At 52.2% G+C, this 24028-nt stretch carries 22 protein-coding genes; 19 read left to right on the top strand and 3 right to left on the bottom strand.

All coding sequences use genetic code 11. The annotated features are described in order from the left end of the window. The first annotated feature begins 21 nt into the window (after positions 1-21). From ACMXD4_RS02895 to ACMXD4_RS02885, 3 genes are all read left to right on the top strand, one after another. Positions 22-3237 carry a glycoside hydrolase family 15 protein gene (locus tag ACMXD4_RS02895; RefSeq protein WP_415879782.1) on the top strand — a complete coding sequence of 1072 codons (3216 nt, stop codon included), beginning with the start codon at positions 22-24 and terminating at the stop codon, positions 3235-3237. Between the two features lie 8 nt (positions 3238-3245). Beyond that, positions 3246-4229, top strand: coding sequence for a glucokinase (glk, locus tag ACMXD4_RS02890; RefSeq protein ID WP_101051999.1), 984 nt, complete (start codon positions 3246-3248; stop codon positions 4227-4229). A gap of 116 nt (positions 4230-4345) precedes the next feature. Further along, a complete protein-coding gene (locus ACMXD4_RS02885) occupies positions 4346-6769 on the top strand; it encodes an EAL and GGDEF domain-containing protein (protein WP_415879781.1) in 2424 nt (807 codons plus the stop codon). A gap of 140 nt (positions 6770-6909) precedes the next feature. On the opposite strand, the gene ACMXD4_RS02880 is transcribed toward ACMXD4_RS02885, so the two are convergent. Then, positions 6910-7287, bottom strand: coding sequence for a hypothetical protein (locus ACMXD4_RS02880; protein ID WP_033155869.1), 378 nt, complete (start codon positions 7285-7287; stop codon positions 6910-6912). A gap of 179 nt (positions 7288-7466) precedes the next feature. Next, positions 7467-8465, bottom strand: coding sequence for a hypothetical protein (locus ACMXD4_RS02875; protein WP_101051997.1), 999 nt, complete (start codon positions 8463-8465; stop codon positions 7467-7469). 362 nt (positions 8466-8827) lie between these two features. Between ACMXD4_RS02875 and ACMXD4_RS02870 the strand changes: the two genes are divergently transcribed. The 14 genes from ACMXD4_RS02870 (at position 8828) to ACMXD4_RS02805 (ending at position 19122) form a co-directional block, all read left to right on the top strand. Then, positions 8828-9382, top strand: coding sequence for a flavodoxin (locus tag ACMXD4_RS02870; RefSeq protein ID WP_415879780.1), 555 nt, complete (start codon positions 8828-8830; stop codon positions 9380-9382). Then, on the top strand, positions 9383-10165 hold the full coding sequence (locus tag ACMXD4_RS02865) for a 4Fe4S-binding leucine-rich repeat protein (RefSeq protein WP_415879779.1): 783 nt from the start codon (positions 9383-9385) through the stop codon (positions 10163-10165). Then, complete coding sequence (locus tag ACMXD4_RS02860) at positions 10152-10832, top strand: hypothetical protein (RefSeq protein WP_415879778.1); 681 nt, start codon at positions 10152-10154, stop codon at positions 10830-10832. Before ACMXD4_RS02865 ends, ACMXD4_RS02860 begins: the two co-directional genes overlap by 14 nt. Before the next feature lie 5 nt (positions 10833-10837). Further along, positions 10838-11284 carry an ankyrin repeat domain-containing protein gene (locus ACMXD4_RS02855; protein WP_415879777.1) on the top strand — a complete coding sequence of 149 codons (447 nt, stop codon included), beginning with the start codon at positions 10838-10840 and terminating at the stop codon, positions 11282-11284. A 257-nt stretch (positions 11285-11541) separates the two neighbouring features. Beyond that, positions 11542-12093, top strand: a complete 552-nt coding sequence (fae, locus tag ACMXD4_RS02850; RefSeq protein ID WP_171696673.1) for a formaldehyde-activating enzyme — start codon at positions 11542-11544, stop codon at positions 12091-12093. Positions 12094-12439: 346 nt separating this feature from the next. Then, a complete protein-coding gene (hisC, locus tag ACMXD4_RS02845) occupies positions 12440-13519 on the top strand; it encodes a histidinol-phosphate transaminase (protein ID WP_171696674.1) in 1080 nt (359 codons plus the stop codon). Positions 13520-13667: 148 nt separating this feature from the next. Beyond that, on the top strand, positions 13668-14267 hold the full coding sequence (gene petA / locus ACMXD4_RS02840) for a ubiquinol-cytochrome c reductase iron-sulfur subunit (RefSeq protein WP_033155861.1): 600 nt from the start codon (positions 13668-13670) through the stop codon (positions 14265-14267). Then, the gene (locus tag ACMXD4_RS02835; RefSeq protein WP_415879776.1) at positions 14264-15661 is read left to right on the top strand and encodes a cytochrome b; all 1398 of its coding nucleotides are present in this window, start codon (positions 14264-14266) and stop codon (positions 15659-15661) included. Before petA ends, ACMXD4_RS02835 begins: the two co-directional genes overlap by 4 nt. A gap of 3 nt (positions 15662-15664) precedes the next feature. Beyond that, positions 15665-16384: a cytochrome c1 gene (locus ACMXD4_RS02830; RefSeq protein WP_033155859.1), complete on the top strand. Its 720-nt coding sequence runs from the start codon at positions 15665-15667 to the stop codon at positions 16382-16384. Positions 16385-16568: 184 nt separating this feature from the next. Beyond that, positions 16569-17120, top strand: coding sequence for a winged helix-turn-helix domain-containing protein (locus ACMXD4_RS02825; RefSeq protein ID WP_171696675.1), 552 nt, complete (start codon positions 16569-16571; stop codon positions 17118-17120). 183 nt (positions 17121-17303) lie between these two features. Then, positions 17304-17564 (top strand): hypothetical protein, encoded by a 261-nt coding sequence (locus ACMXD4_RS02820; RefSeq protein ID WP_171696676.1) that lies wholly within the window; start codon positions 17304-17306, stop codon positions 17562-17564. 397 nt (positions 17565-17961) lie between these two features. Beyond that, on the top strand, positions 17962-18591 hold the full coding sequence (gene lexA, locus ACMXD4_RS02815; protein ID WP_171696677.1) for a transcriptional repressor LexA: 630 nt from the start codon (positions 17962-17964) through the stop codon (positions 18589-18591). Positions 18592-18600: 9 nt separating this feature from the next. Then, complete coding sequence (locus tag ACMXD4_RS02810; RefSeq protein WP_165385910.1) at positions 18601-18750, top strand: hypothetical protein; 150 nt, start codon at positions 18601-18603, stop codon at positions 18748-18750. A gap of 48 nt (positions 18751-18798) precedes the next feature. Next, entirely contained in the window at positions 18799-19122 is a 324-nt protein-coding gene (locus ACMXD4_RS02805; RefSeq protein ID WP_415879775.1) for an NGG1p interacting factor NIF3, read from the top strand. A 232-nt stretch (positions 19123-19354) separates the two neighbouring features. Here ACMXD4_RS02805 and ACMXD4_RS02800 read toward each other — a convergent pair whose 3' ends face one another. After that, positions 19355-20512, bottom strand: coding sequence for a PilT/PilU family type 4a pilus ATPase (locus ACMXD4_RS02800; protein WP_205454376.1), 1158 nt, complete (start codon positions 20510-20512; stop codon positions 19355-19357). A 188-nt stretch (positions 20513-20700) separates the two neighbouring features. Between ACMXD4_RS02800 and ACMXD4_RS02795 the strand changes: the two genes are divergently transcribed. Then, positions 20701-23289 (top strand): PAS domain S-box protein, encoded by a 2589-nt coding sequence (locus ACMXD4_RS02795; protein ID WP_171696680.1) that lies wholly within the window; start codon positions 20701-20703, stop codon positions 23287-23289. Continuing rightward, a complete protein-coding gene (locus ACMXD4_RS02790) occupies positions 23286-23918 on the top strand; it encodes a response regulator transcription factor (protein ID WP_101051991.1) in 633 nt (210 codons plus the stop codon). Before ACMXD4_RS02795 ends, ACMXD4_RS02790 begins: the two co-directional genes overlap by 4 nt. Positions 23919-24028 lie beyond the last annotated feature (110 nt).

Below are 24028 nucleotides of genomic sequence, written 5' to 3'. Positions count from 1 at the left end.
ACCTCACAATCCATTAAATACATGATGCCGACCAGTCAAACCGAGACGCTCGACCAGTATTATCAGCAAGTTCAAGACATTATCCTGAAACGCCAGGATTGGATAAGTGGCCTGCTACCGGCCAGTACCGCCGTCACCACCCACGGTAATTACACCGACGCTTGGGTGCGGGACAATGTCTACAGCATTTTGGCAGCCTGGGGATTGGGGCTGGCGTACCGCAAAGTGGAGGGCCAGCAGGAACGCACCTATTTACTGGAACAAAGCGTCGTCAAACTGATGCGCGGTCTGTTGACGGCGATGATGCGACAAGCGGCAAAGGTGGAAAAATTCAAACACAGCCAGGACCCGCTGGATGCGCTGCACGCCAAATACAAAACCACCAGCGGCGAAGTAGTGGTCGGCGATAGCGAATGGGGCCATTTGCAACTGGACGCGACCTCCTTGTTCTTGCTGATGCTGGCGCAAATGACCGCCTCCGGCTTACGGATTGTGTTCAGCATCGACGAAGTCAATTTCGTGCAAAACCTGGTGCATTACGTCAGCCGGGCCTATCGCACCCCAGACTACGGCATCTGGGAGCGCGGCAATAAGATGAATCACGGTCTGGCGGAATTGAATGCCAGTTCGATCGGCATGGCCAAGGCGGCGTTGGAAGCGATGTCCGGCTACAATCTATTCGGCAAAGACGGCGGCCAAACTGCGATTATTCACGTCATCAGCGACGACATCGCCCGCACCCGCATTACCCTGGAAGCCTTACTGCCGCGCGAATCCATCTCCAAGGAAGTCGATTCAGCGGTACTGAGTGTGACCGGCTTTCCGGCCTTCGCGGTAGACAATAAAGCGCTACGCGAACGCACCGAGGCTTTGATTGTCGACAAACTGCAAGGCCGTTACGGGTGTAAACGCTTCTTGCTGGACGGCCATCAAACCGTTCTCGAAGATCATCAGCGCCTGCATTACGAACCGAACGAATTGAAGCAATTCATGGACATCGAATGCGAATGGCCGCTGTTTTTCTGCTACTTATTACTGAATAAACTGTTTGCCGGTGATACTGAAGGGGTTGGTGATTATCGCCGCCGCCTGGAAGACTTGCTGGTGGAGCAGAACGGTCAATGGCTGTTGCCGGAACTTTACATCGTGCCGGAAAACGCCATCGCCGCCGAAAAACGCCATCCGCACAGCCAAACGCGCGTTCCCAATGAAAATGTCCCGCTGGTTTGGGCGCAAAGCTTGTATATTTTGGGCGGACTGTTGCAAGACGGTTTGATTGACCTGGATGACATTGACCCGCTGGGCCGTTACAAGGCCACCCGTCTGTACCCGAACTCCACATTGCAGATTGCCCTGCTGGCCGAAGACGAACAGGTGCAAGACGAATTGCGCGGGCGCGGCATCCCCTCGCAAACTTTAACTGAAATCGCGCCGATCCAAGTGCGAGACGCCAGCGAATTAGCCGTTGCTTACACCCAAGTAGGGCGCAACGACCGCATCGGACTCACTGGCCGACCCCTAAGACAATTACGCACGCTAGCCACTTCCAAGCTTTACGTGCTGGCGGGCGAGCCTTTATTGTTTTTACCGCAATTCATGAACCAAAAAGGTTTTTATATTGCCATGGACAACCAGTTGCTGATTCAACGGCTGCGTACTGAACTGGCCTACATTATCCGCCACTGGGACAATCCCGCTCAGCCCTTGTTGGTCATCAACATCAAGCACAACATGCTCGGCAACGAAGACCGCCAAGTATTGTTGGGTTTTATCGAGCAACTCAGCCAAGGCAATGTGCAAGGCACACCGGTGAAACTGGGACGATTGACTGATTTTGTGCAAACGGCCAGCCACGAAAAAATCGGCTACCTGCACGACTTCAGCTTTTCCGAAGCCAGTTGGGAAGAAGTGGAACGCCCCTTCGCTAATTTGCTGGCCCACGACGACCAAGCGCCGCAAGCGCTGGATAGCTTCGTATTGACCGAGTGGGAAATTGGTGACGACGGCCAATTAGTTAAGCAGTTGCGAGATAATCCCAACCTCTATGCCCAGCTGGAAGCCCTCACCTTACTCTGCCAACGTCACGGGCTTGATTACGACACCGGCTTACGCAACGATGATAACCAGCCGGGACGGGTGCGCGACTTGCTGGAAGAAGTCTATGTCCGCGCCGGCGACCGCCACGCCTGGAATGTGGTACGTCGCTGCGCCAGCTTACTGGGCAAATACGATATTAACCTGGAGCAAGCCGCCACGGAAATTTTGGTGCGCCAACACGGTCTGACCGTGGGCCGCGCTTACAGCGGCAAAGCCACCTTGCGCCGCCCCACCGACTCCTGGCAAATCCTGGACACTATCCGCACCTTTAACCCCAACGATAGTAGCCAGCAGATCATCGTGCAGGAACTGATTATCTACCTGGGTATGCTGATCAAGTTAAAGCCGGAATTGTTCGCCGACATGCACACCATTCGCGTCGGCCACATTCTGCAATTGATCATTGCCAGACAAAAACGCCTGAGCAGCACCTCTCTGGACCAGGCGTTTAGCGATATTTTGTCGCTGCCGCCACATCAGGTGGCGGACCTATTGCAGGAAACCCTGGAAGATTACAACAACAGCGAAAACCAGCTGGGGCAAGTCGAAACCTTGCATTGCGAAGGCCCGCAGCGTGATCTGACCGCCGCGCGCTTTCCGGAATCCATGAATCCGAAAGACCGCGGCGACGCCGACGACTGGTATGCCTGGCGTGAACAGCAAGGCAGCGTCGGCCGGGAAAACGAAGCCTTCTTCGCTGGCGTATGGGACTTGCTGCATCACTGCAAGGGTTTGATGGTCGGCGAAAAATACAACAGCAAGCGCCGGATCGACAGCGAAATCATGCTGGCACAAATGACCGCCGGCGAACAAAGCTTTAGATTACATATCAACCATATTCTGAATAAAATTCAGGCGCCGGTGTATCGGCAATTGAGCGTGGAAGCCCTGCGCGCGCTGGCCTCCATTGTCCGCGATTATCCCGACCTGTACATTGACGACACCTTGGTCACGGATATTTTGATCGGCCATGCGGTCAGAATTAGCTGGCTGCAACAACACCCGCACTACCGCGACCACTACGAAGAATGCGTGTCGCTGGCTTGGCAAGCGTTTTACCAACTGCCGCCGCATGCGCTGGCCAACGCGATACTCGATGCCTTGATCCACTTGCTCAACAACGCCACCCCAACCTCATGAGGACGCATATGATTCTAGCCGGCGACATCGGCGGAACCAAAACGGTTCTGGCCTTACTCGACAGACAAGCCGACGGCACGCTGAGCTGTTTGCAGGAACAAACTTTTGCCAGCGGCGAGTTTCAAACGTTTGAGGAAATTCTGGATCTGTTTCTGAGCGACACCCCAACGGTGACATCGGCTTGTTTCGGCATAGCCGGCCCGGTCGTCAATCAACGCTGCCAGACCACCAACCTGCCCTGGCTATTGGATGGCGAACAACTTAAAGCTCGACTGGGCACCGAGCGCGTGAAATTGCTGAACGATCTGGAAGCCATGGCAATCGGCATGCTGCACCTACAGGAACAGGACTTCGTCGAGCTCAATCCCACCGCCGAGCCGCAAACCGGCAATATTGCGGTGATCGCCGCCGGCACCGGTTTGGGCGAAGCGATGCTGCATTGGGACGGCGAACAGTATCACCCCATCGCCACAGAGGGCGGTCATTGCGATTTTGCGCCGCAAAACCCGCAACAAGATCAACTGCTGACTTTCCTGCGCGGCCGTTATCCTGCGCATGTCAGCTGCGAACGGATATTGTCCGGTATCGGCTTCAGTAATATCTACGACTTTCTGGTCCAAGCCCGCTTCGCCCCGCCGTGCCCGGCGGTGCCTGCACCCGCCAATGCCAGCGGCGTTGATCGCAATGCGCTGATTTCGCGCTTGGGCGTGAACGACGAAGATCCCTTGTGCCGCGAAACCGTGCGCTTGTTTGCGGAACTTTACGGCGCCGAAGCGGGTAACTTGGCCTTAAAAGCATTTGCTACCGGCGGCGTATTCATCGGCGGCGGCATTGGCCCCAAAATCAGATCGGTGCTGGAATCCGGGGAATTTATCCAGGCTTTTGTCGCCAAAGGCCGGTTTCAGCCCATGCTCGCCAAGCTATCGGTCAAACTGGCTTTGAATCCGCGCACACCTTTGCTAGGAGCAATGCACTACTTTGCCGCGCAATAAGCATTTCGTATCAAGCTATAGAAATAGGTACGGCAGCGTCGGAATCGGCTAGGCTTATAAATCAACCTTTTAAATAAGCCTTTGCTAGATTTACTTGCTAGCAGTGTAGCCGAGTCATGGTCCAACCCAAGCAGAAACAAGCCAGTTTGCAAAAATCGCTATCAATCCTTCAAGCCGCGCTCGACTCCAGCACCGACGCTATATTGGTAGTCGATCTGTTCGGCAAGATCGCCACTTTCAACCCGCAATTCATGCGGATTTGGGGCATCCCGCCAGGTTCTTTAAAGATCGGCGACGATGAGAAATCCCTGAGCTACGCCCTGAAACTGCTAAAAGACCGAACCGCCTTCCTAAACCGAATCGAAGAGATTTATAAATACCCTAAGCAACGTTACGCCAGCGAACTGGAGTTTAAAGACGGCCGCTTTATCGAAAGCTATTGCCAACCACAATATCTGGACGGACAACCGGCGGGCCGGGTTTGGAGTTTCCGGGACATCACCGAGCAAAAAACCTCGCGCAGGCGCTTAGCCCAATTAAGCTTTGGCATGGATCAAATGCATGACAGCGCTTATTTGATTACCGAAAATGCCAGCTTCATTTATATCAACAACCAATCCTGCAAGGCTTTGGGCTATAGCCATCAAGAGCTGTTGCGCTTGAGCGTATTCGATGTAGACCCTTGCTTTCCGCGCCAAGTCTGGGCCGCGCACTGGGCGGAGCTGAAAATTAAGCGCTCGAACAAGTTGGAAACCATCCACAAAACCAAGGATGGCAGGCTGTTTCCGGTGGAAGTCGTGGCCAATTATTTTGAATACGCCAATGTCGGTTATAACTTGGCTATCGCTCGGGACATTAGCGAACGTAAGCGTATCGAAGAAGCCCTGCAACAGGCCGCACTGATTTATCAAAACAGCAGCGAAGCCATGTTGTTGGCAGACTCGGATGATCGCATCCTGACAGTCAACGCCGCCTTCACCACCATTACCGGCTACCAATCCGATGAAGTAGTCGGTAAGCACATTGGCATTTTAAACAGCAGCATCCACAGCGAAGCTATGTGGCAAGCCATTCAAAGCAAGGGCAGCTGGCAGGGCGAAATCTGGGACAAACGTAAGAACGGCGAGTTATACGCCAAGTGGTTAACCGTCAACACCATCTTTGATGCTCAACAGACCATGCAGCGACGGGTGGCTTTGTTTTCCGATATTACCGAAAAGAAAAAAACCGAAGGCGTGATCTGGCAACAAGCCAATTTCGACCCATTAACCCAATTGCCGAATCGGCGCATGTTTTACGACCGGCTGAGTCAGGAGATCAAAAAAGCGCACCGGGAACACAAGCGTCTGGCGCTGTTGTTTATCGACCTGGACTTATTCAAGGAAGTGAACGACACCCTGGGACACGACATGGGCGACGAGCTGCTGCAAATTGCCGCCCAACGGATTTTGACCAGCGTGCGGGAAACCGACACGGTAGCCCGCCTGGGCGGCGACGAGTTTACTGTGATCCTGAGCGATGTCGGCGACCCCGACAACGCCGAGCGTATAGCCGGCAAGCTGTTGCACAAAATGACGGAATGTTTTCAGTTGGGTAACGAAATTGCTTATATTTCCACCAGTATCGGCATCGCTTTTTTCCCGGATGACGCCGACAACCTGAAATCGCTGCTAAAGCATGCGGACCAGGCGATGTATGCCGCCAAGCGCCAGGGCCGGAACCAATATTGTTTTTTCATCCCCACCATGCAGGAATCCGCACAAGCGCGGCTGCGGCTCAGTAACGACCTAAGACAGGCCCTGGCCGGGCAGCAGTTTTATTTGTGCTACCAACCCATCGTCGAACTGGCTACTAATACTGTACGCAAAGCGGAAGCACTGATCCGCTGGCAACATCCGACACGCGGCCTGATCAACCCGGCGGATTTTATTCCGATTGCCGAAGAAACCGGTTTGATCAGCAGCATCGGGAATTGGATTTTTCAGGAAGCCGCCGAGCAAACCAGCCGCTGGCGGCAATCGATACACGAAAAATTCCAGATCAGTATCAATAAGTCGCCGGTGCAGTTTCGAAATGAGCGCGAAAGCCATCGCGACTGGCTGGATAGGCTGGAAGCACTGAGTCTTTCCGGGCAAAGTGTCGTCATCGAAATTACCGAAGGCCTGTTACTGGATGCCAATAGCAGCGTGGCCGAGCAACTGTTGTCGTTCCGCGACGCCGGCATTCAGGTGTCGCTGGATGATTTCGGCACCGGCTATTCATCGCTGTCTTATCTGAAAAAATTCGACATCGATTATCTGAAAATAGATCAGAGCTTCGTCCGCAATCTGGCGACCGGCTCCGATGACATGGCCTTATGCGAGGCGATCATCGTGATGGCTCACAAATTGGGCATAAAAGTGATTGCCGAAGGCATAGAAACTTCAAGCCAACGGGATTTGCTTACTGCGGCAGGTTGCGATTTCGGACAGGGTTATTTGTTCGCCAAACCGTTACGGGCCCAGGAATTTGAGCAATTGTTTGCCGATTGCAAGCTTTGAAAGATCGGCAGCGGCGGGAGTAAGGGAAGTATGCCAAGCAGGCATGAACATCGAAAACAGTTTAGTTGGGAGCCACCGAGAAAACACGTCTTCCGGTGGCAGCCGTCAATCAATCCGGATTGGATTAATTAGATGCGTCCTTAGTGAGCGGCGCTGTAAACTTTCATCATTTCTTTGTAAAGGTCCAGAGTCGCTTTCAAGCTGGCTACGGCGTTGGCATCACCTTTTTCGATCTCATCGCGGGCAACCTTCAGTTTGTCGCCAGCTCTTTGACGCAAACGCTCGGTTTGCTCATAACGGAACTCTTTTTGCGACTGGCGAACGTCGCCCAGTGCTTTCAAAGTACCTTCTTTGTCGCCTTTTTCCAACAAGCTTACAGCTTCTTCTACTTTGGCAACGGTAGCTTCACCGGCTGCACGTACTTTGGCGTCGCCAGCGCTGTTTGCATTAGCGGATGTGGAAACCAATGCTGCGGCGATCACCAAAAATGAAGCCAAGGTTTTTTTTACTGTGTTCATACAAATCCTATCAATTGATAACTAAGTGTTTTTTTAAACCACATTAAAATTACAAATTTATGACTGTATATTTTAATCCGGTTGCTTGCTCAAAGCCTTTTCATCCTACCATAGATTCTGAAAATAGCAGCAAAACCGGGAAAAATAGCCTAATTACCACAAATATTAAGAGGTATAATTTATTGCGACGCCAAGCCGGCAATATGTTTGATAAAGCCGGCTTCATTGACGAAGGTAATATCGTACATTCTAGTCAACCCCAACACCTGCTCATCACTAACACCCAAGACCAGTAACAGAAAGTTTTCCTTGGCAATATCCAGCCTGCGCCGCATTTTGCAGTACTTGTCGATAAACGAACGAAATTCTCCGGATTTACACTCTATAAACACCGGTATCCGCCCATTAATTAGAAAAAATACATCCACTTCATATTTATCTTCATTGGCAAACTGAATATTAAAGCTTCTTAAGCAAGAGAAAAGCCCTTTGCTTTCGTAGAAATGTTTCAGCAATTTCATAAACACATACCACTCCAACCATTCACCATTAAAAAATCCGACAATGGCCGACATACTCTGTAACGTCAGATGGACTCTCTTTTCATTTTTATTATAAAAATACTTGGCGACAAACGAGAATTCGTAAAGGTTTTTACAAAAGCCGGTAATGGTTTTAATTTGATTTTGACTGTAATCGCTTAAATTCAAAACAACCGATGCGTAGTTATTTCTTTGGGCTTTCCTAATTCTATCCAGTACATCCTGCAAAACCGGAAAGTTATCGCCCAATTCAACCGCCACTTCATCATAAAAACCTTGCGTATCCAAGGCGTTATGATTCACTTCGACCTGGATATTTTTACGTTCGAACCAGCTGATGATGGGTTTGTACTGCATACTGTTAGTCATCACAGCAGTGTTGTGCAAATCCACCTCTTCGTCTTTAGGCAAGCGAATATCGGATGGCGCCATTTCCGTTACAGGATTACTCGCCTGCTCCAACTCCCGGTATTTAGCCAGTAGCACCCCGTATTTATCGATCAGTTTCTTCACAAAAACCACGGTATCGTGAATTGCCGATGCTTGTTCGCAAACCGGACACTTAACCGTTTTGCCCACATGCTCGTTCGGCACTTCACGTAAATAGGCACAATTGTTACAGCGCAGAATTGCCATATGGCGTCCTTGAATATTTATTACGGTAATGAATGTACTTGGCTAAATTCAAAATAACCACGCAATCAGCTTGCACTAAAAACAGGCGTTAGCACACTGAAGAGCCGCATCTTGACGCTAACAATCCACCCTGAATCTAACGGATAACGCCGGCCGCTGTGTCACAAATCACCCCATCGGTCTGGCAATTGTAGACATGCCTGCACAGACCTCAACCTGAAAATACGGCAAAAAACCCTATCTAACTGATATAAAACAAAAAACCAGATGCACGGGTTATTTTTGAATCTGGATCAAAATTTGCTGAGAAGTTTAAAACGGCTGCACAAGCCTTATCCCGCACTCTCGATCACAGGTGATTTATGAGCAAAATCGGCATTTTTTTCGGAACGGATACCGGCAGCACCCGGCTAGTGGCAAAAAAAATTTTCAGTCTGTTAGGCGATGAGCTGGCCGACAAGCCCAAAAATATCAATCGAGTAAAACCCGAAGAATTATTGCAGTACGACGCGCTGATTTTGGGCACGCCCAGTTATGGCATAGGCGACTTGCCGGGCCTGGGAGCCGGATGCCAGGAACGCAGCTGGCAAGAGTTCGTGCCTTCCCTGGACGGCGCCGACCTCTCCGGCAAACGCATCGCGCTATTCGGCTTGGGCCATCAAGAACGCTACGCTTCGCGTTTCGCCAGCTCGCTGATCCAGCTTTACCGGGTGTTTTACGGCTACGGTGCCGAAATAATCGGCCGCTGGAGTACCGAAGGCTACACTTTCGAACATTCCGACTCGATAATCGACAACCAATTCGTCGGCCTAGTGCTGGATCAACGCGGTCAACCGCATTTGACCGACGAGCGCATTCGAATCTGGCTGGCGCAAATCACGCCGCAGCTACTGCCGGTCTTAGCGGAGGCCGCCTAAATGGTGGCCTCATTCCTAGCAGAGCACGATTCCGTGGATCTAACCCCGTTAGCCGACTGCTCGACATGTGCTTACCGGGATAGCTTATTGGCTGCCGGCACTTGCAAACCGGGCGACCGCTGTGTGGTCGCCGAAAGCGGCCGGCAAATCGACCGTTTTTTTAAAGTTCATCCGGGCTTCGCGCCGAATTACGCCAATGATCCGTTCTGGGAACGCCGGGCAATCGCCGCCCGCTATCTCCCCACCAATCATTTACGCCCGCTACTAACCGATCCCGACGAAGCGGTGCGCCGGGTATTGGCCTACCGCGTCCCCGTTGACTGGCTACTGGAGTTGAGTCAGGACAGCGACAGAGAAGTCCGGGTCACCGTAGCCGATCGTCTGCCCGAAACACAACTTGAACTGATGGCCAACGACCCGGATTATTTGGTGCGAACCTACGTGGCCAAGCGCTTGCCCGCCGGGCGGCTGTTCCGTCTGGTCGCCGACCCGGACAATGAGGTGCGCCGCACCGTCGCCGAACGCATACCCAGTGTCAGTTTGGGCTTGATGGCCGAAGATCACGAAGTCAACATCCGCCGCATCGTCGCGCAGCGCATGGACGTCGACGATCTGGTCATGATGAGTCAAGACGAAGACTGGACCGTACGTTACGAGGTGGCCTTGCGCGCCGAGCCGGAACTGCTGAAACAGATGCTCGATGATGCCGACGAAGAAGTCAGCTTTACCGCCCGCGAGCGCTGGGAAGCCCTTACCATGGAGACAGCGCATGCCGCAAACTGAACACATCGTCGGCCTGACTTATGCGGATCGATTGCGCATGGCGACCGAATCTCGCCATCAAGCGCTGCAGGAACAGCTGGGTTCTGAATTGGCGGCGCTGACCTCGCTGATGGGGCCGATGAGCGACGGGCCGGAATGGCCGGCCGGCGCAGCCTGGCTGGCAGCACGGCATGGCCAAAACGCCTGCGTGATCTCGGATGGTTTATCCGATCCCTGGGTAGAGCGCGACCGCCCGGAAACCGGCCTGGGCCTGGAAGTGTTTATCGAAAGCCCGGATTCCGGCGCCGCCGCCGATGCGCCGCTCAGCAAACTCGCCGACACCTGGTTATTTCCTTTAACCGCCGAAGTCAGCCACACCCTGGCCGGCTTTCCGCGTTTGAGCGAACGGCTGTTGAACGGCGAGCTACTATCGATGGAATTCGCAATCGACCATATCAAGGACGGCCGCGGGCAAATCGGCGCACTGCTGGGCGCTAACAGCGAACCTGGCAAAACCCTAACGCTAGCGGGTGGCGAGATAAAACTGGTTGCCATCACCTTGCTGACCGGCAGCGAATTGAAGTATCTGCGCGGCAAAGGCGAACTAGCCCGTCACGAATTGGCCGACAAACTGAAAACCGCCGGTGTCGGCCATCTGTCCTTACTCCACCGCCCTTCTCTGGTCTGATCTGTATGCCTCTTACGCCCGAAATAGACGCCTGGCTACTGGAAAACGGCTTTCAATTAGGCCTCAACCCACACGGCAAACACCCATTGATTCTGTCCGCCCAACAAGGCCGGAGCGACGTGCTGACCTATCTGTTGGAGCAAGGTACAGATCTTACGGCGCTGGACGCTTACGGCAACAACGCGCTGTGGGCCGCATGTTTTGCCGAAGCCGGCGATTGCATCGGCTTGTTACTGGAAGCCGGCATCGATATTAACTATCAAAACCCGAGCGGCGCCAGCGCGCTGACTTATGCATCATCCAGTGGCAAGCACGCGGTGGTCAAGCAATTACTGGAAGCCGGCGCTAATCCGCTACTGACTACGCAGGACGATTTCAGCGCGCTGGACCTAGCCGCCAATCGCCAATGTTTGCAGTTGTTACGCAGTGCGATGAAAGCCGTGCAGGCATAGCGGAACCGGACATTATTCACTTTTACCCTAAATAGTGGCACTCTCGCGAAGGCGGGAGACCAGCAGCTACGCTGGAGTGGTTGCGCCGTCTCACAGCCTTCCAGCCTTACCTGCGCGTATCGGGATCGCATGCGATAACAGCGCTACACCCACATGCTTAGCCACCAATCTAAACCCTAAGCCGGAGTCCGCCTATTGCCGCAAGCCCAGCTCGGGCATAGAATGCGGCCTTTCTCAACATACTCCGAGGACGCACCATGTCAGACTCTTATTGGTTTAGAACCGGCGAAGCCACCGTATTTTCCAGCGAAGGGCAAGGCACCGACGCCATGCCGGAAATTCTGATTGGCGACGTCAAAGGCCCGGCCGGCCATGCTTTTGCCAATCTGATGGGCCAAACCGCCGGCCACACGCGCATGTTTGCGATCCGCGCCACCAACCAACAAGTGCGTCCGGCCACCATCATGGTGCCGAAAGTCACGATCAAATCCTCGGCTTATGTCAATTTATTGGGCGGTCCGGTACAGTCGGCGGTCGCCGACGCAGTCATCGATAGCGTCGCCGACGGCGTCATTCCGCGCCTGCAAGCCAACGAGTTGTGCATCATCGCCATGATCTGGATAGATCCCTCCTGCGCGGAAAACCCAGAGCTGGACCGCAAGGATTTGTACCGCACCAACTATGAAGCCATGAAGCTGGCAATTTCCCGAGCGATGAGCAACTCGCCGAGCATCGACGAATTGATCGCCAACCGCCACAAAATATTCCACGAAATGTACGACCCGGAAACTGGCGAATCACAGTGGTAGGCTTATAAAGCAATTCCTAAGGTTGCCGCAATAGCGGCAACCTGACTGCTTGATTCATCATAGAAGCGTATTGTCCAAGCATCATCGCATTCACAGGCTAATCCGCCCGCTCTGCAGCCTAATCCCTTTGCCACCTCCAGCAAGCAGTGTTATTATCCCGCGCCGTATCCGCCCGCACCGCAGCGAGCGATTCGCGTCAACGGAGACGCAAGAGGCTGGTTTTCAAGGTTATACGTTCGCCCTCCGCTTTGTTAAAATCCGCCGATTTTTTTGCCCTCGCGGCCAGCCCACTTTGCTAGGGTGTAATATCCATGCCGCTCGTTCCAATTCCGCAGAGTTTGACCACATGCCAACCCAACCGCTCGAAACGCTGTTCCGCTCAGAAGTTCTCTCCATGTCGGCCTACCATGTCGCCGATGCCAGTAACTTCATCAAACTCGATGCCATGGAAAATCCTTATAGCTGGCCGGAAGACATTCAAACACGCTGGTTGGAATCACTGAAAACCTGCCCGATCAACCGCTACCCGGACCCGGAAGCCAAGGCCCTGGCGGCCGCATTGCGCCGAGCGAACGGCATACCGGAGCAAGCGGCCTTGCTGCTCGGCAACGGCTCGGACGAGATCATTCAAATATTGCTGATGGCTCTGAGCGCCGATGCCACTGTGCTGGCACCGGAACCCGGATTTGTGATGTACAAGCAAGTGGCGCAAAGCCTGGGCCTGCGTTACCTTGGCGTGCCGTTGCAGGCAAACAGTTTTGAACTGGACATGCCGGCTATGCGCGCAGCGATTGCCGAATCGCGACCCTCCCTGATTTTTATCGCCTATCCCAACAACCCCACCGGCAACTTATTCGATGCCGACGCCATCAAGGAAATACTCAGCCTTGCACCGGGCTTGGTCGTGGTCGACGAAGCGTATGCGCCGTTTGCCGACGCCAGTTTTATCGGCGAGCTAGGACATTATCCTAATTTACTGGTGATGCGTACCGTTTCCAAACTGGGGCTGGCCGGCTTACGCCTGGGGTTTCTGGCCGGCGATGCGGCCATTGTGGAGCAGCTGCATAAAGTCCGCTTACCATACAATATCAATAGTCTGACCCAAATCACGGTGGGCTTTGCGTTGGATCATGGCGAGTTTCTGTTAGAACAAACCCAAACGCTGCGAGCGGAGCGCGCTTTAGTTCTTCAAGCCTTAGACGAGACACCCGGCGTCCACGCCTACCCCAGCGCCGCTAACTTCATATTGTTCCGCACCCTCAACAAAGCCGCAGACGACGTATTTGCTTCATTGAAGTCGCAAGGCGTGTTGATCAAGAATCTGTCCCCGCAAGGCGGGCTGTTACACAATTGCCTGCGCGTCACCATCGGGAAACCGGAAGAAAATCAAGCCTTTCTAAACGCGCTGGCAGTTGCTTTAAAGTGATAATTCTCAGCATCCGCAAACGCCTGAAACCCTTGAATAGCGCTGTCGCAAGAACAATTTCAATAATCACGGACAGTAGGGTATATTTGCTGAAAATTATAATAATCGATGTATCGCGATATACATCACATCATCAGGAGTGTTACTTATGAACCACGAAGGCGTCGATCATTCCAAACGCCAGTTTCTGACCTCGGCACTGTCGGTGGTTGGTGCAGTGGGTGCCGGCTATTTAGCCGTCCCTTTTCTCTCGCAAATGCAACCTAGCGCCAAGGCCATGGCAGCAGGAGCCCCCGTCGATGTCGATATCAGCAAGATGGAACCCGGCCAGCTAATTCGTGTAGCTTGGCGAGGGAAGCCGGTGTGGGTCTTGAACCGGACGCCGGAGGTTATATCCACTCTGGCGACGCTGGACAGCAAACTGGCTGACCCGGTATCCAACGAATCCATGCAGCCGGAGAACAGCAAAAATCCGCTGCGCTCCATTAAACCGGAAATTTTTGTCGCGGTCGGCCTATGCACGCACTTAGGCTGCTCGCCTACGTTTCGCCCGGAAATTGCCCCTAATGATTTAGGCCCGGACTGGAAAGGTGGTTTCTTTTGCCCGTGTCACGGCTCCTGGTTCGATCTGGCCGGTCGTGTGTATCGTGGCGTTCCCGCCCCTACCAATCTTGAAATACCGCCTTATCGATATGAAACAGACAATCTGATTGTCGTGGGCGAAGACAGCGAGGCAGACAAAGCATGAAGCGTAAAATGAATCAATGCAGCGAATGGCTGCTGGAGCGCTTTCCACTCTCCGATTTGTGGAATGAACACATGGCGCACTACTACGCGCCCAAAAACTTTAACATCTGGTATTTCTTTGGGTCTCTGGCTCTGTTCGTGCTCGTCAACCAGTTCATCACCGGCATTTTGCTGACCATGAACTACAAGCCGGACGCCAAACTGGCTTTCGATTCGGTCGAATACATCATGCGCGACGTCAACTGGGGTTGGCTGGTGCGTTACATGCATTCCACCGGCGCCTCGGCGTTCTTCATCGTCGTCTATCTGCACATGTTCCGCGGCCTGATTTACGGCTCGTTCAAGCAACCGCGCGAACTGATCTGGATTTTCGGCATGCTGATCTTCGTCTGTTTGATGGCCGAAGCGTTTATGGGTTACCTGCTGCCTTGGGGCCAAATGTCTTACTGGGGCGCGCAGGTAATTATCTCCTTGTTTAGCGCGATTCCAGTGATCGGCGACGAGTTATCGCTGTGGGTACGTGGCGACTATGTAGTTTCCGACGCCACCTTGAACCGCTTTTTTGCGTTTCACGTCATCGCTGTGCCGCTGGTATTGCTGATCCTGGTATTCCTGCACATCGTGGCTTTGCACGAAGTGGGTTCCAACAACCCCGACGGCCTTGAAATCAAGCAATCAAAGGACCCTTGGGGACATCCTGTCGACGGCATTCCCTTCCATCCGTACTACACGGTCAAGGACATCGTCGGCGTCGGCGTGTTCATGTTCTTCTTCGCCACGGTGATTTTCTACATGCCGGAATTAGGCGGCTACTTTCTGGAGCATGCCAACTTTATCCCGGCTGACCCATTGAAAACCCCGGAACATATCGCCCCGGTCTGGTATTTCACCCCGTTCTACGCCATTTTGCGCGCGGTACCGGATAAGTTTGCCGGCGTGATTGCGATGGGCGGCGCGATTGTGGTGCTGTTCATGCTGCCTTGGCTGGATCGTAGCCCGGTCAAGTCTATCCGTTACCGTGGCGGCATCTTCAAAAAAGCCGTGGCATTGTTTGTAGTGGCGTTTATCGGCTTGGGTTATTTGGGTACCCAGCCTGCTACGCCAGGCGCCACGACGGTTGCGCGGATATTGACCGCCGTTTACTTCGGATTTTTCCTGTTGATGCCTTTATATACCCGCTGGGAAAAAACCAAACCGGTACCGAATCGCCTGACCAACCAGCCTAGCCTGGAGGATCGCATTCCCGCTCTGCTGGCCTTAGTCTATGAAGTCGTTGAGGTACAGCAAGTTCCCGACAATATGGGGGGCACTATCGCTAAGAAAAGGCCGAACTGGTCCGGCATCTCAGCCGTGCTGATTCGTTTTGCAAAAAACCTAAAAAAGAGCCTGGATTAAGCCATGAAAAAAATACTCTACACTCTTTTGTTTTTGCTGCCTTTCAACGTGCTGGCCAGTGGCGGCGTCAAACTGGATAGCGCCGACATCGACTTGAGCGACAACCTGTCGATGGAGCGCGGCGCGAAGTATTACGTCACTTATTGTTTGGGCTGTCATTCGGCAAAACACATCCGCTACAAACGTATCGCGATCGATTTGAAACTAGATGAAGCGGAAGTTCTGAAAGTGGTGGCGCCTTTCGGGGCCGGCATTTACGATCAGATGCATTCAGCCATGAACGCGCACGACGCGGAAAAATGGTTCGGCACCACACCGCCGGATTTATCGCTGATCGCCCGTTCGCGCGGTGCCGACTGGCTATATACCTACCTGCGCAGCTTCTATGCGGAACCGGGAAAACCTTTAGGCGTTAACAACGCGGTATTCCCTGATGTCGGTATGCCCAACGTGTTCTGGCAACTGCAAGGTACGCAGTCGGCAATTACGCAGAAAATCGACGGCCATGACGTGATTACTGGTCTGAAACTGGATCAACCCGGCCAAATGACACCCCAGGAATTCGACAAAATGGTCAACGATCTGGTCAACTTCCTGGTTTACGTCGGTGAACCGGTACAGTTGGAAAGACAACAAATGGGTAAATACGTGCTGTTCTTTATCCTGATGTTTATCGCTCTAGCTTATCTGCTGAAAAAAGAGTACTGGAAAGACGTACACTAATCACAGCTTAAGCGCGTTATATCAAACCGGTATCGGCTAAGCTGATACCGGTTTTTTTATGACCAAGGGTTTAACAAGCAATCGATTTGTAAATCCGGTTAAAATCTCGGTTAAACTCCCAGTATAGCCATGCGCTAAGCTCTAACGCTGGAAACAACTCTATCCTTGACCGTCGAAAGCTAATATGAAAAAAACTACGCCTACCTCCGAAACACCAGTCTCTACCGCTGAAAAGCCCGCTCCAGCGAAAGCGACTAAAAAATCCCCTGCCAAATCCGTTGCCGTTAAAACAGCACAAGAAGCCTCCGCCGCACCGGGCAAAACCAAAGCTAAACCCAAAGCAACTACAACGCCTAAAGCCGTAAAAACAACGGCTGAAGCACCGGCTGCCCCGGAAAGTATCGAAAAAGCGCCGGAAGCTGCCGCAGCCAAAGCAGCCACGAAAAAAGCCAATCCAAAACCAAAGGCCGCCAAAGTAGAGCCTAATGTGGAAGCCGAGCCAAGTGGCACTGCGCCAGTCGAGATTTCCATGCTTGAACGCATAGGTTTGACCGCTGGCGTTATCTGGCATCATTTGGCTGAAAACGGCGCGACACCGGTTGCCAAATTAGTTTATGTACTGCCGGAGGAAGAGGCCGTCATTCAAAGAAGTATCGGTTGGTTAGCTCAAGAGGACAAAATCACGCTGTCGGCCAGAGGTGGTGACCAAGTCGAAACCATCGTGCTGAAGGGCTAGTATTTTGCGGCTGAGAAAATCGTTCCTCGCGCAACACTTAGCCGCTTGCCATGAAAATAACGATTGTTGAGGCATAAAGACCTCTGGCTTTAAACGACAAGCAACAGACGGTCAATTGCGAGAGCCATCCAAACCTCAGCAATGACCGAATAAGCGCACTATCAATTATTCGGAGGATAAACAATGAAAAACATTATTTTGGCAATCGTAGCTTTATTGTTCTTAGGCCAAACGGCGTATGCGGCCGACGCAGATTGCGAAGCGAAGGCGACTGAAAAAAAGCTGGCCGGCGCCGCCAAAAATAGCTTTCTTAAAAAATGCGAGAAAGACGCCAAGATCGCTGCCGCCAAAGCCAGTTGCGATGCAAAAGCGGCCGAGAAAACCTTGAAAGGAGCGGCCAAAAACAGCTTCACCAAAAAATGCGTCACTGACACAAATAAATAGCACTTTCGATAAACGCGAGTCCTCCGTCCCTCAGGAACGCCAGCAACGAATATCTGCTTGCCCCCATAGTTGCAATCACTCCGAAAATACGTTTTTTGTGGAATGACGTGTTTCAGTCCCACTGACATATGCGCAACAGCTATTAACCCCGCGCCTCAATAAGCTCGCTCCCGCAAAGCCGGGAGCCCAGTTGCCGCACTGGAGTCCGCTCTTATCGGGAATGACGACCTAAAGAAACTTAAGAACCGGATTAACCATAGCGGTTTCGAGAAGACCGCTTTACCTCACCCAAGCAGCAACAGCCCATCGATACAAAATTTTTCCGGTAACGAAAAAAAATTATTTGTTCTGTATTTGCTTTAGTTGTATGCTTTATCAAAACAAACACAGAACAAATATGACGCTTACCCGTAAACAACAAGAAATTTTCGACTTCCTGCTACAAAATCAGGAGCGATTCAGTCATCCGCCGACATTGGAAGAATTGTGCGCGGCGATGGGCTTGAAATCACGCGGTTCATTGCATAGCCAGATTAAGGCGCTAATCGATGCCGATTTGATCGAAGCGCCGCAGCGCAAGCAACGCGGCATCCGCCTGACCGAACACGCCAAATCGCTGGTCAACAAAACCGAGGCATCCGGCATGCTGCCTTTTGTCGGCACCATAGCCGCCGGCCGGCCGATAGAAGCGATCGAAAACATTTCTTATATGGCAGTGCCGGAAGAATTGAAAACCGAGAACCCTTGTTATGTACTGAAAGTAAAGGGCGATTCGATGCAGGAAGAAGGCATCTTCGACGGTGACTGGGTCATCATCGAACAACGCAGCCATGCCCGTAACGGCGAAATCGTCGTAGCATTGGTCGAAAAAGCCGAAGCAACATTGAAATTTATTGAACAGTATCCACACGAAACCCTGCTAATCCCCGCCAATTCCACGATGCAGGCCATGCGTTACCGGCCCGAGCAAGTGGAAATACAAGGGGTATTAGTCGGACAAATGCGTAGCTATACCAACCACCACTAGGAGGAGATTATGCTTCATCAATCCGTTCATATGCGCGATCAAAAAGCCAATCAAACAGCCATGCTGAACAGGGCGGATCGACAGGCCGCCATCAACATGATCGAGGAAATTACGTTGGTAGTGGTGCTGTGGGGTGTGTTTTTACTGGCTACCGGCTGATGTTCGTAACCATAAACTGCCTGGCACGGTCACCTGGCACCCGGCACGATGTATAAGCTGAGTTTTTATGTGCCGGTCAGCCATGCCGAGCAGCTAAAACAAGCGGTATTCGAGCAGGGCGCCGGGCGTATCGGCGATTATGATAGTTGCGCCTGGCAAGTGCTGGGAGAGGGCCAATTCCGGCCTCTTGCCGGTAGCGAACCCTATCTGGGCAGTATCGGTAAAATTGAGCAGGTCGCCGAATATAAGATAGAAATGGTCTGCGCCGATGATTTGATAAAAACGGTGGTGCAAACCTTGCTGGCTTGCCACCCTTATCAGCAGCCGGCCTACGAGGTTTATAAGATCCTCAGCATCGCAGACTTATCCTAGCCTGTTCAAATCAGTTTTAGGATCTGTGCACAAGCTGATTCCATTGGGACTCCAAGCCATCCAGACGAAATCTATCGATTGCCACTCGCTGGTAAAATGGCCTATCGTCCGTTTTTATGTTTTGATAGCCCCATCATTCCCACAATAGGGAATCCAGTTTTTTGAATTTCCCGGCTTCCCGCTTTCGTTGTACGCCAAAGCAAAGATTTTTGAGAGATTCTTTGGAATTTCCTTAATGTCCCCCACTATCCTCATCGCCCTCCTTCTTGGTGATTTCTTCCAAAGCAAGACCGCCGGCCAACGAACTGGGTTTTTTGGTCGCCGACCCCAAACCTTCGCTCAAATTGATTTTAAGTTTTAAATTGTTCGGCGAGTCCGAATTGCGTAAGGCCTCCTCCAAGGTGATCACGCCGCCTTTGTAGAGCTTGAGTAAATGACTGTCAAAAGTCTGCATGCCGATATTTTCGGATTTTTCCATCGCTTCTTTGATGGCGTGAATATCGCCTTTATGGATTAAATCGCTGACCAATTTAGTGCCCAGCAAAATTTCGATAGCCGCCACCCGCTTACCTTCCACGGTGGGCACGAGGCGCTGGGAAATAAACGCTTGCAGATTCAAGGACAAGTCCATCAACAACTGCGGACGGCGCTCTTCCGGGAAAAAGTTGATGATCCGGTCCAAGGCCTGATTGGCGTTATTGGCGTGTAATGTGGACAAGCACAGATGGCCGGTTTCCGCAAAAGCCAAAGCGTGTTCCATGGTCTCCTGACTGCGAATTTCGCCAATCAGAATCACATCCGGCGCCTGCCGCAGAGTGTTTTTCAATGCATCCTCATAACTGAGGGTATCGACACCCACTTCGCGTTGATTGACCAAGGATTTTTTATGCGGATGCACAAACTCGATAGGATCTTCGATGGTAATGATATGCCCGGATGAGTTGCTATTGCGATAATCTATCAAGGCCGCCAAGGACGTCGATTTACCGGAACCGGTGCCGCCGACAAACAAAATCAGCCCGCGCTTTTCCATGATTTTATCTTTTAGGATTTGCGGCAAGCCCAAGGCATCGGCACTGGGAATATCGACCTTGATGTTGCGGATTACTAAGGCATGGCAATTGCGCTGTTTAAAAATATTCACCCGAAACCGCCCGATTCCTTCTTCGGTAATCGCCAGATTCATTTCCGGCACCTGTTCGAAGGCAGCGCGTTGCTCGGCGTCCATGATACCGTCAGCAATTTCCTTGATGCGTTCACGGCTAAGTTTGACGTTTTCCAACGGTTTTAAGCTGCCTTGGAACTTGGCCGCCGGTGGAGCGCCCGCCGTCAGATAAAGGTCCGAACCATCGTGTTGGACGAGGATTTTTAGATAGTCTTTAAATTCCATGCGGGCGGCTCTCGAATTGATAATGCCCAAAGTGTAGGCCAATCCGCCCACAAGTGAAGCCGGGACGCTATTCGCTCGCTTACCCAAAAATGCCTGTTAATTTCTTCGCCGAAAAATGTAGTAGCTCGTTTATGCTTGCCTTCCCAAACCATTACTAATTCGTCGAGATGCCAAACCGCCGACTCAACTTGAGTAATTTTGCCCATGAAACCGACTTGCTTTACGGGATCATAGACAGCATTAAAGAAGCCGTCATTGTTTTCGACACGACGCACACAATCGTCTGCGTCAACCGCGCCGCTGAACTTATGCTGGGGATTGGCTCAACAGCCGATTGGGAGAATCGACATTACCTGTTTACCGCCGACGGCAACACGCCTTTTCCCGTTGCGCTTTTACCGTGTTTCCAGCCAGTTGACCCAGGCATGACGGAAGAGGCTATCGAATTAATTGTAAAGCGCGCAGACGGCAGCGCAGTCTGCGTCAGCGTTAGCGGTCGAGGCCTAGTAGACCGGCATGGCACTATATCGGCGTGGCTAACGATACTTTCGGACATTCCGGTGCCCAATAACCCGGAGAAACATGCCGAAATTTTAGAGTGCCAACATAACTTGGGCTCCGTCCTCAACCATATGCCGGCGATGATCGGCTACTGGGACAAAAATCTTATCAACAAATTTGGCAACAAAGCCTATGAAGAATGGTTCGGCTTTACTTCGGAAAACTTGCTCGGCAAACATATTCGCGAAGTCATCGGCGATCATCTATACACGCTGAATAAGCCGTTTATCGATGCCGTTCTGAAAGGAGAACCGCAGTATTTTGAGCGTACCATCGTCAATTTCGCGGGTGAAACGCGCTATACGCAAGCCGCTTATTTGCCCGACGGTACGGAAGGGCAAGTAAAAGGATTTTTCGTCTTGGTGACCGACATTACCGCATTGAAGTCTGCACAAAAACGGGTTAGCGAATCGGAAGCCCGTCTGCGTGCCATGTACGATAGCTTGCCGTTCTTGGCCTGGATGAAGGACAGAAACGGGAAATATATTCAAGCCAACAAACATTGGCTAAACGCCGTGGGCATCGACCATCTGCACGATTCAAACGATGTGACTGATTTCGATATCTGGCCGGAAGGCCTGGCCGAGCATTACCGCGCGGTTGACCAAGAAGTGATGCTGACTCGGCAACAAATATCGCTGACCGAGAGGGCCTTCGACGCTGGACGGGAAACCTGGACCGAAACGATCAAAGCCCCCATCGTCGACGATAAAAACGATGTGCTGGGCACCATCGGTCTGGCACGCGATATAACCGAAAGCCGCAGCGCGGAGGAGCGACTCCGCAATTACAGCGAACGCTTGAGCTTGGCCACCAAAGCCGCCGCAATCGGCATTTGCGAGTGGGATCTGGCGTTGGGCGTCGGGGATTGGGATGAACGCATGTACGAGATGTTCGGTATTCCTGTGGGGACGCCCATAGACTATCAGACCTGGGCAGCCTTGGTGGTAGTCGAAGACTTACCGCGTACCGAAGCCACACTTCGCAAGCTGATTCGAGACCAGCAGGAAAAGCATTGGGAGTTTAGGATTCGCCGCCAGAGCGACGGCGCCTTACGCTTCATTCAGGCGTCAGCCATCATAGCCGGCGATCCCAAGAGCGGCGGGCAAAAAATCGTCGGGGTTAACAGAGATGTCAGCAATTTTAAGTTGATCGAAAATGCCTTGCGCGAAAGCGAAGCACATCTGGCTCACGCCCAAGCCCAGGCGCATTTGGGCAGTTGGTCATTAAACCTTAGAGAGCATTCTCTGAAATGGTCTGACGAAAATTACCGCATTTTCGGCATGCCTTTGGGCACGCCGATAAGCTACGAGCGCTTCTTGAAATGTGTGCATCCGGCTGACCGACATTACGTGCGCCACGCCTGGGAAGCGGCCATGCGTGGCGCGCCTTACGACATCCAACACCGTATCGTGGCGAACGGTAAAATAAAATGGCTGAGGGAACGCGCCGATCTGGTATTTGCCGGGGATGGCAGTTTCGTGCGCGGCATAGGCACATCGCAGGACATCACCGAGCTGAAAATAATAGAAAAAGACCTGGAATCGTCCCGCTTGCAATTACGGCAACTGGCCGCTCGTCGGGAAAAGGCCCGTGAAGAAGAGCGCAAGCACATGGCCCGTGAAGTTCACGACGAGCTGGGACAAATGTTGACTGCCCTGCGCATGGAAATGTCGCTGCTGCGCATGAAATTCGCCATCAACAACCGAGAGCTGGCCGAACAAATCCGCAACATTATGGAATTGCTGGACCAAACCATCCAGGTTACCCGCGACGTGGCAACCTCCCTACGTCCCTCGGCGATAGAAATGGGAATCGTGCCGGCTTTGGAGTGGCTGGTAAGGAAATTCGCGGAACAATCCGGGATTCAGTGCGATCTGTTGTATCCGGAAGATGATTTCGATATGGACGAGGAATGCGCAATCGTGATTTTTCGCATCGCCCAAGAATCGCTGACCAATGTGCTGCGGCATGCGGCAGCCAGCAAGGTAAAAATTGCCGTCAATTTGGATAAGGACCACTATTGCCTGAAAATTGACGATAATGGTCGTGGTTTCGACACCCATGCGCCCACTAAGACCAAGTCTTTTGGCCTGATCGGCATACGTGAACGCTCCTTGATGTTGGGCGGAGAAACCAGTATTTCCAGTGCCCCGGGCCAAGGTACCTCTATCCAGGTACGTATCCCGGCTAACCCTAAAAGACCAGAACTATGATCCGATTAATTATTGCCGACGACCATGCCATTGTGCGGGGCGGTCTGAAACAACTATTCGCACTCTCCACCGATATTACCGTCGTCGGCGAAGCCGAAAATAGCCAGCAACTGTTGAGTTTTCTCGATGAAAACGCCGTTGATCTGGTGCTACTGGATCTGACCATGCCCGATCTTGGCGGCGTGGAGATGATCAGCCGGATTCGCAGCCAATATCCGGCATTGCCCATCCTGATTTTGAGTATGCACAACGAATTGCAAATCGTCTCGCGCGCATTAAAAACCGGTGCGAATGGCTATCTAACCAAGGATAACGACCCGGAAACCTTACTGACAGCCATCCGCCGAGTCGCCGGCGACGGTCGATTTATCGACCCTAAACTCGCCGAAAAAATGGTATTTGAATTCGAGAGCTCCGAGCCAAGCAAACCGCATGAAAAACTATCTGAACGCGAGTTTCAAATCTTGCAGTTACTGGCTAAAGGCCAAAGCCTGAACGACATCGGCAGGGACCTGGCAATCAGCAACAAGACTGTCAGTACATACAAAGCCCGGCTGTTTGAAAAATTGCACATCAGCAATAACGCCGAATTGATCCGCTACTATGATGCACACCGCCTGAACATGTAGTCCTATGCCCTCATGAGCAGGAAATTAACTACAAAAAATTACATCTTTACCTGCCTGAAATTTCGGATTGGCTGATATTCAGCCGCTTTACATTTAAATATGATGCAGGC

It is taken from the genome of Methylomonas sp. TEB (assembly GCF_047777895.1).
Taxonomy (GTDB): Bacteria; Pseudomonadota; Gammaproteobacteria; order Methylococcales; family Methylomonadaceae; genus Methylomonas.
This window is presented reverse-complemented; position numbering and strand designations above follow the sequence as displayed.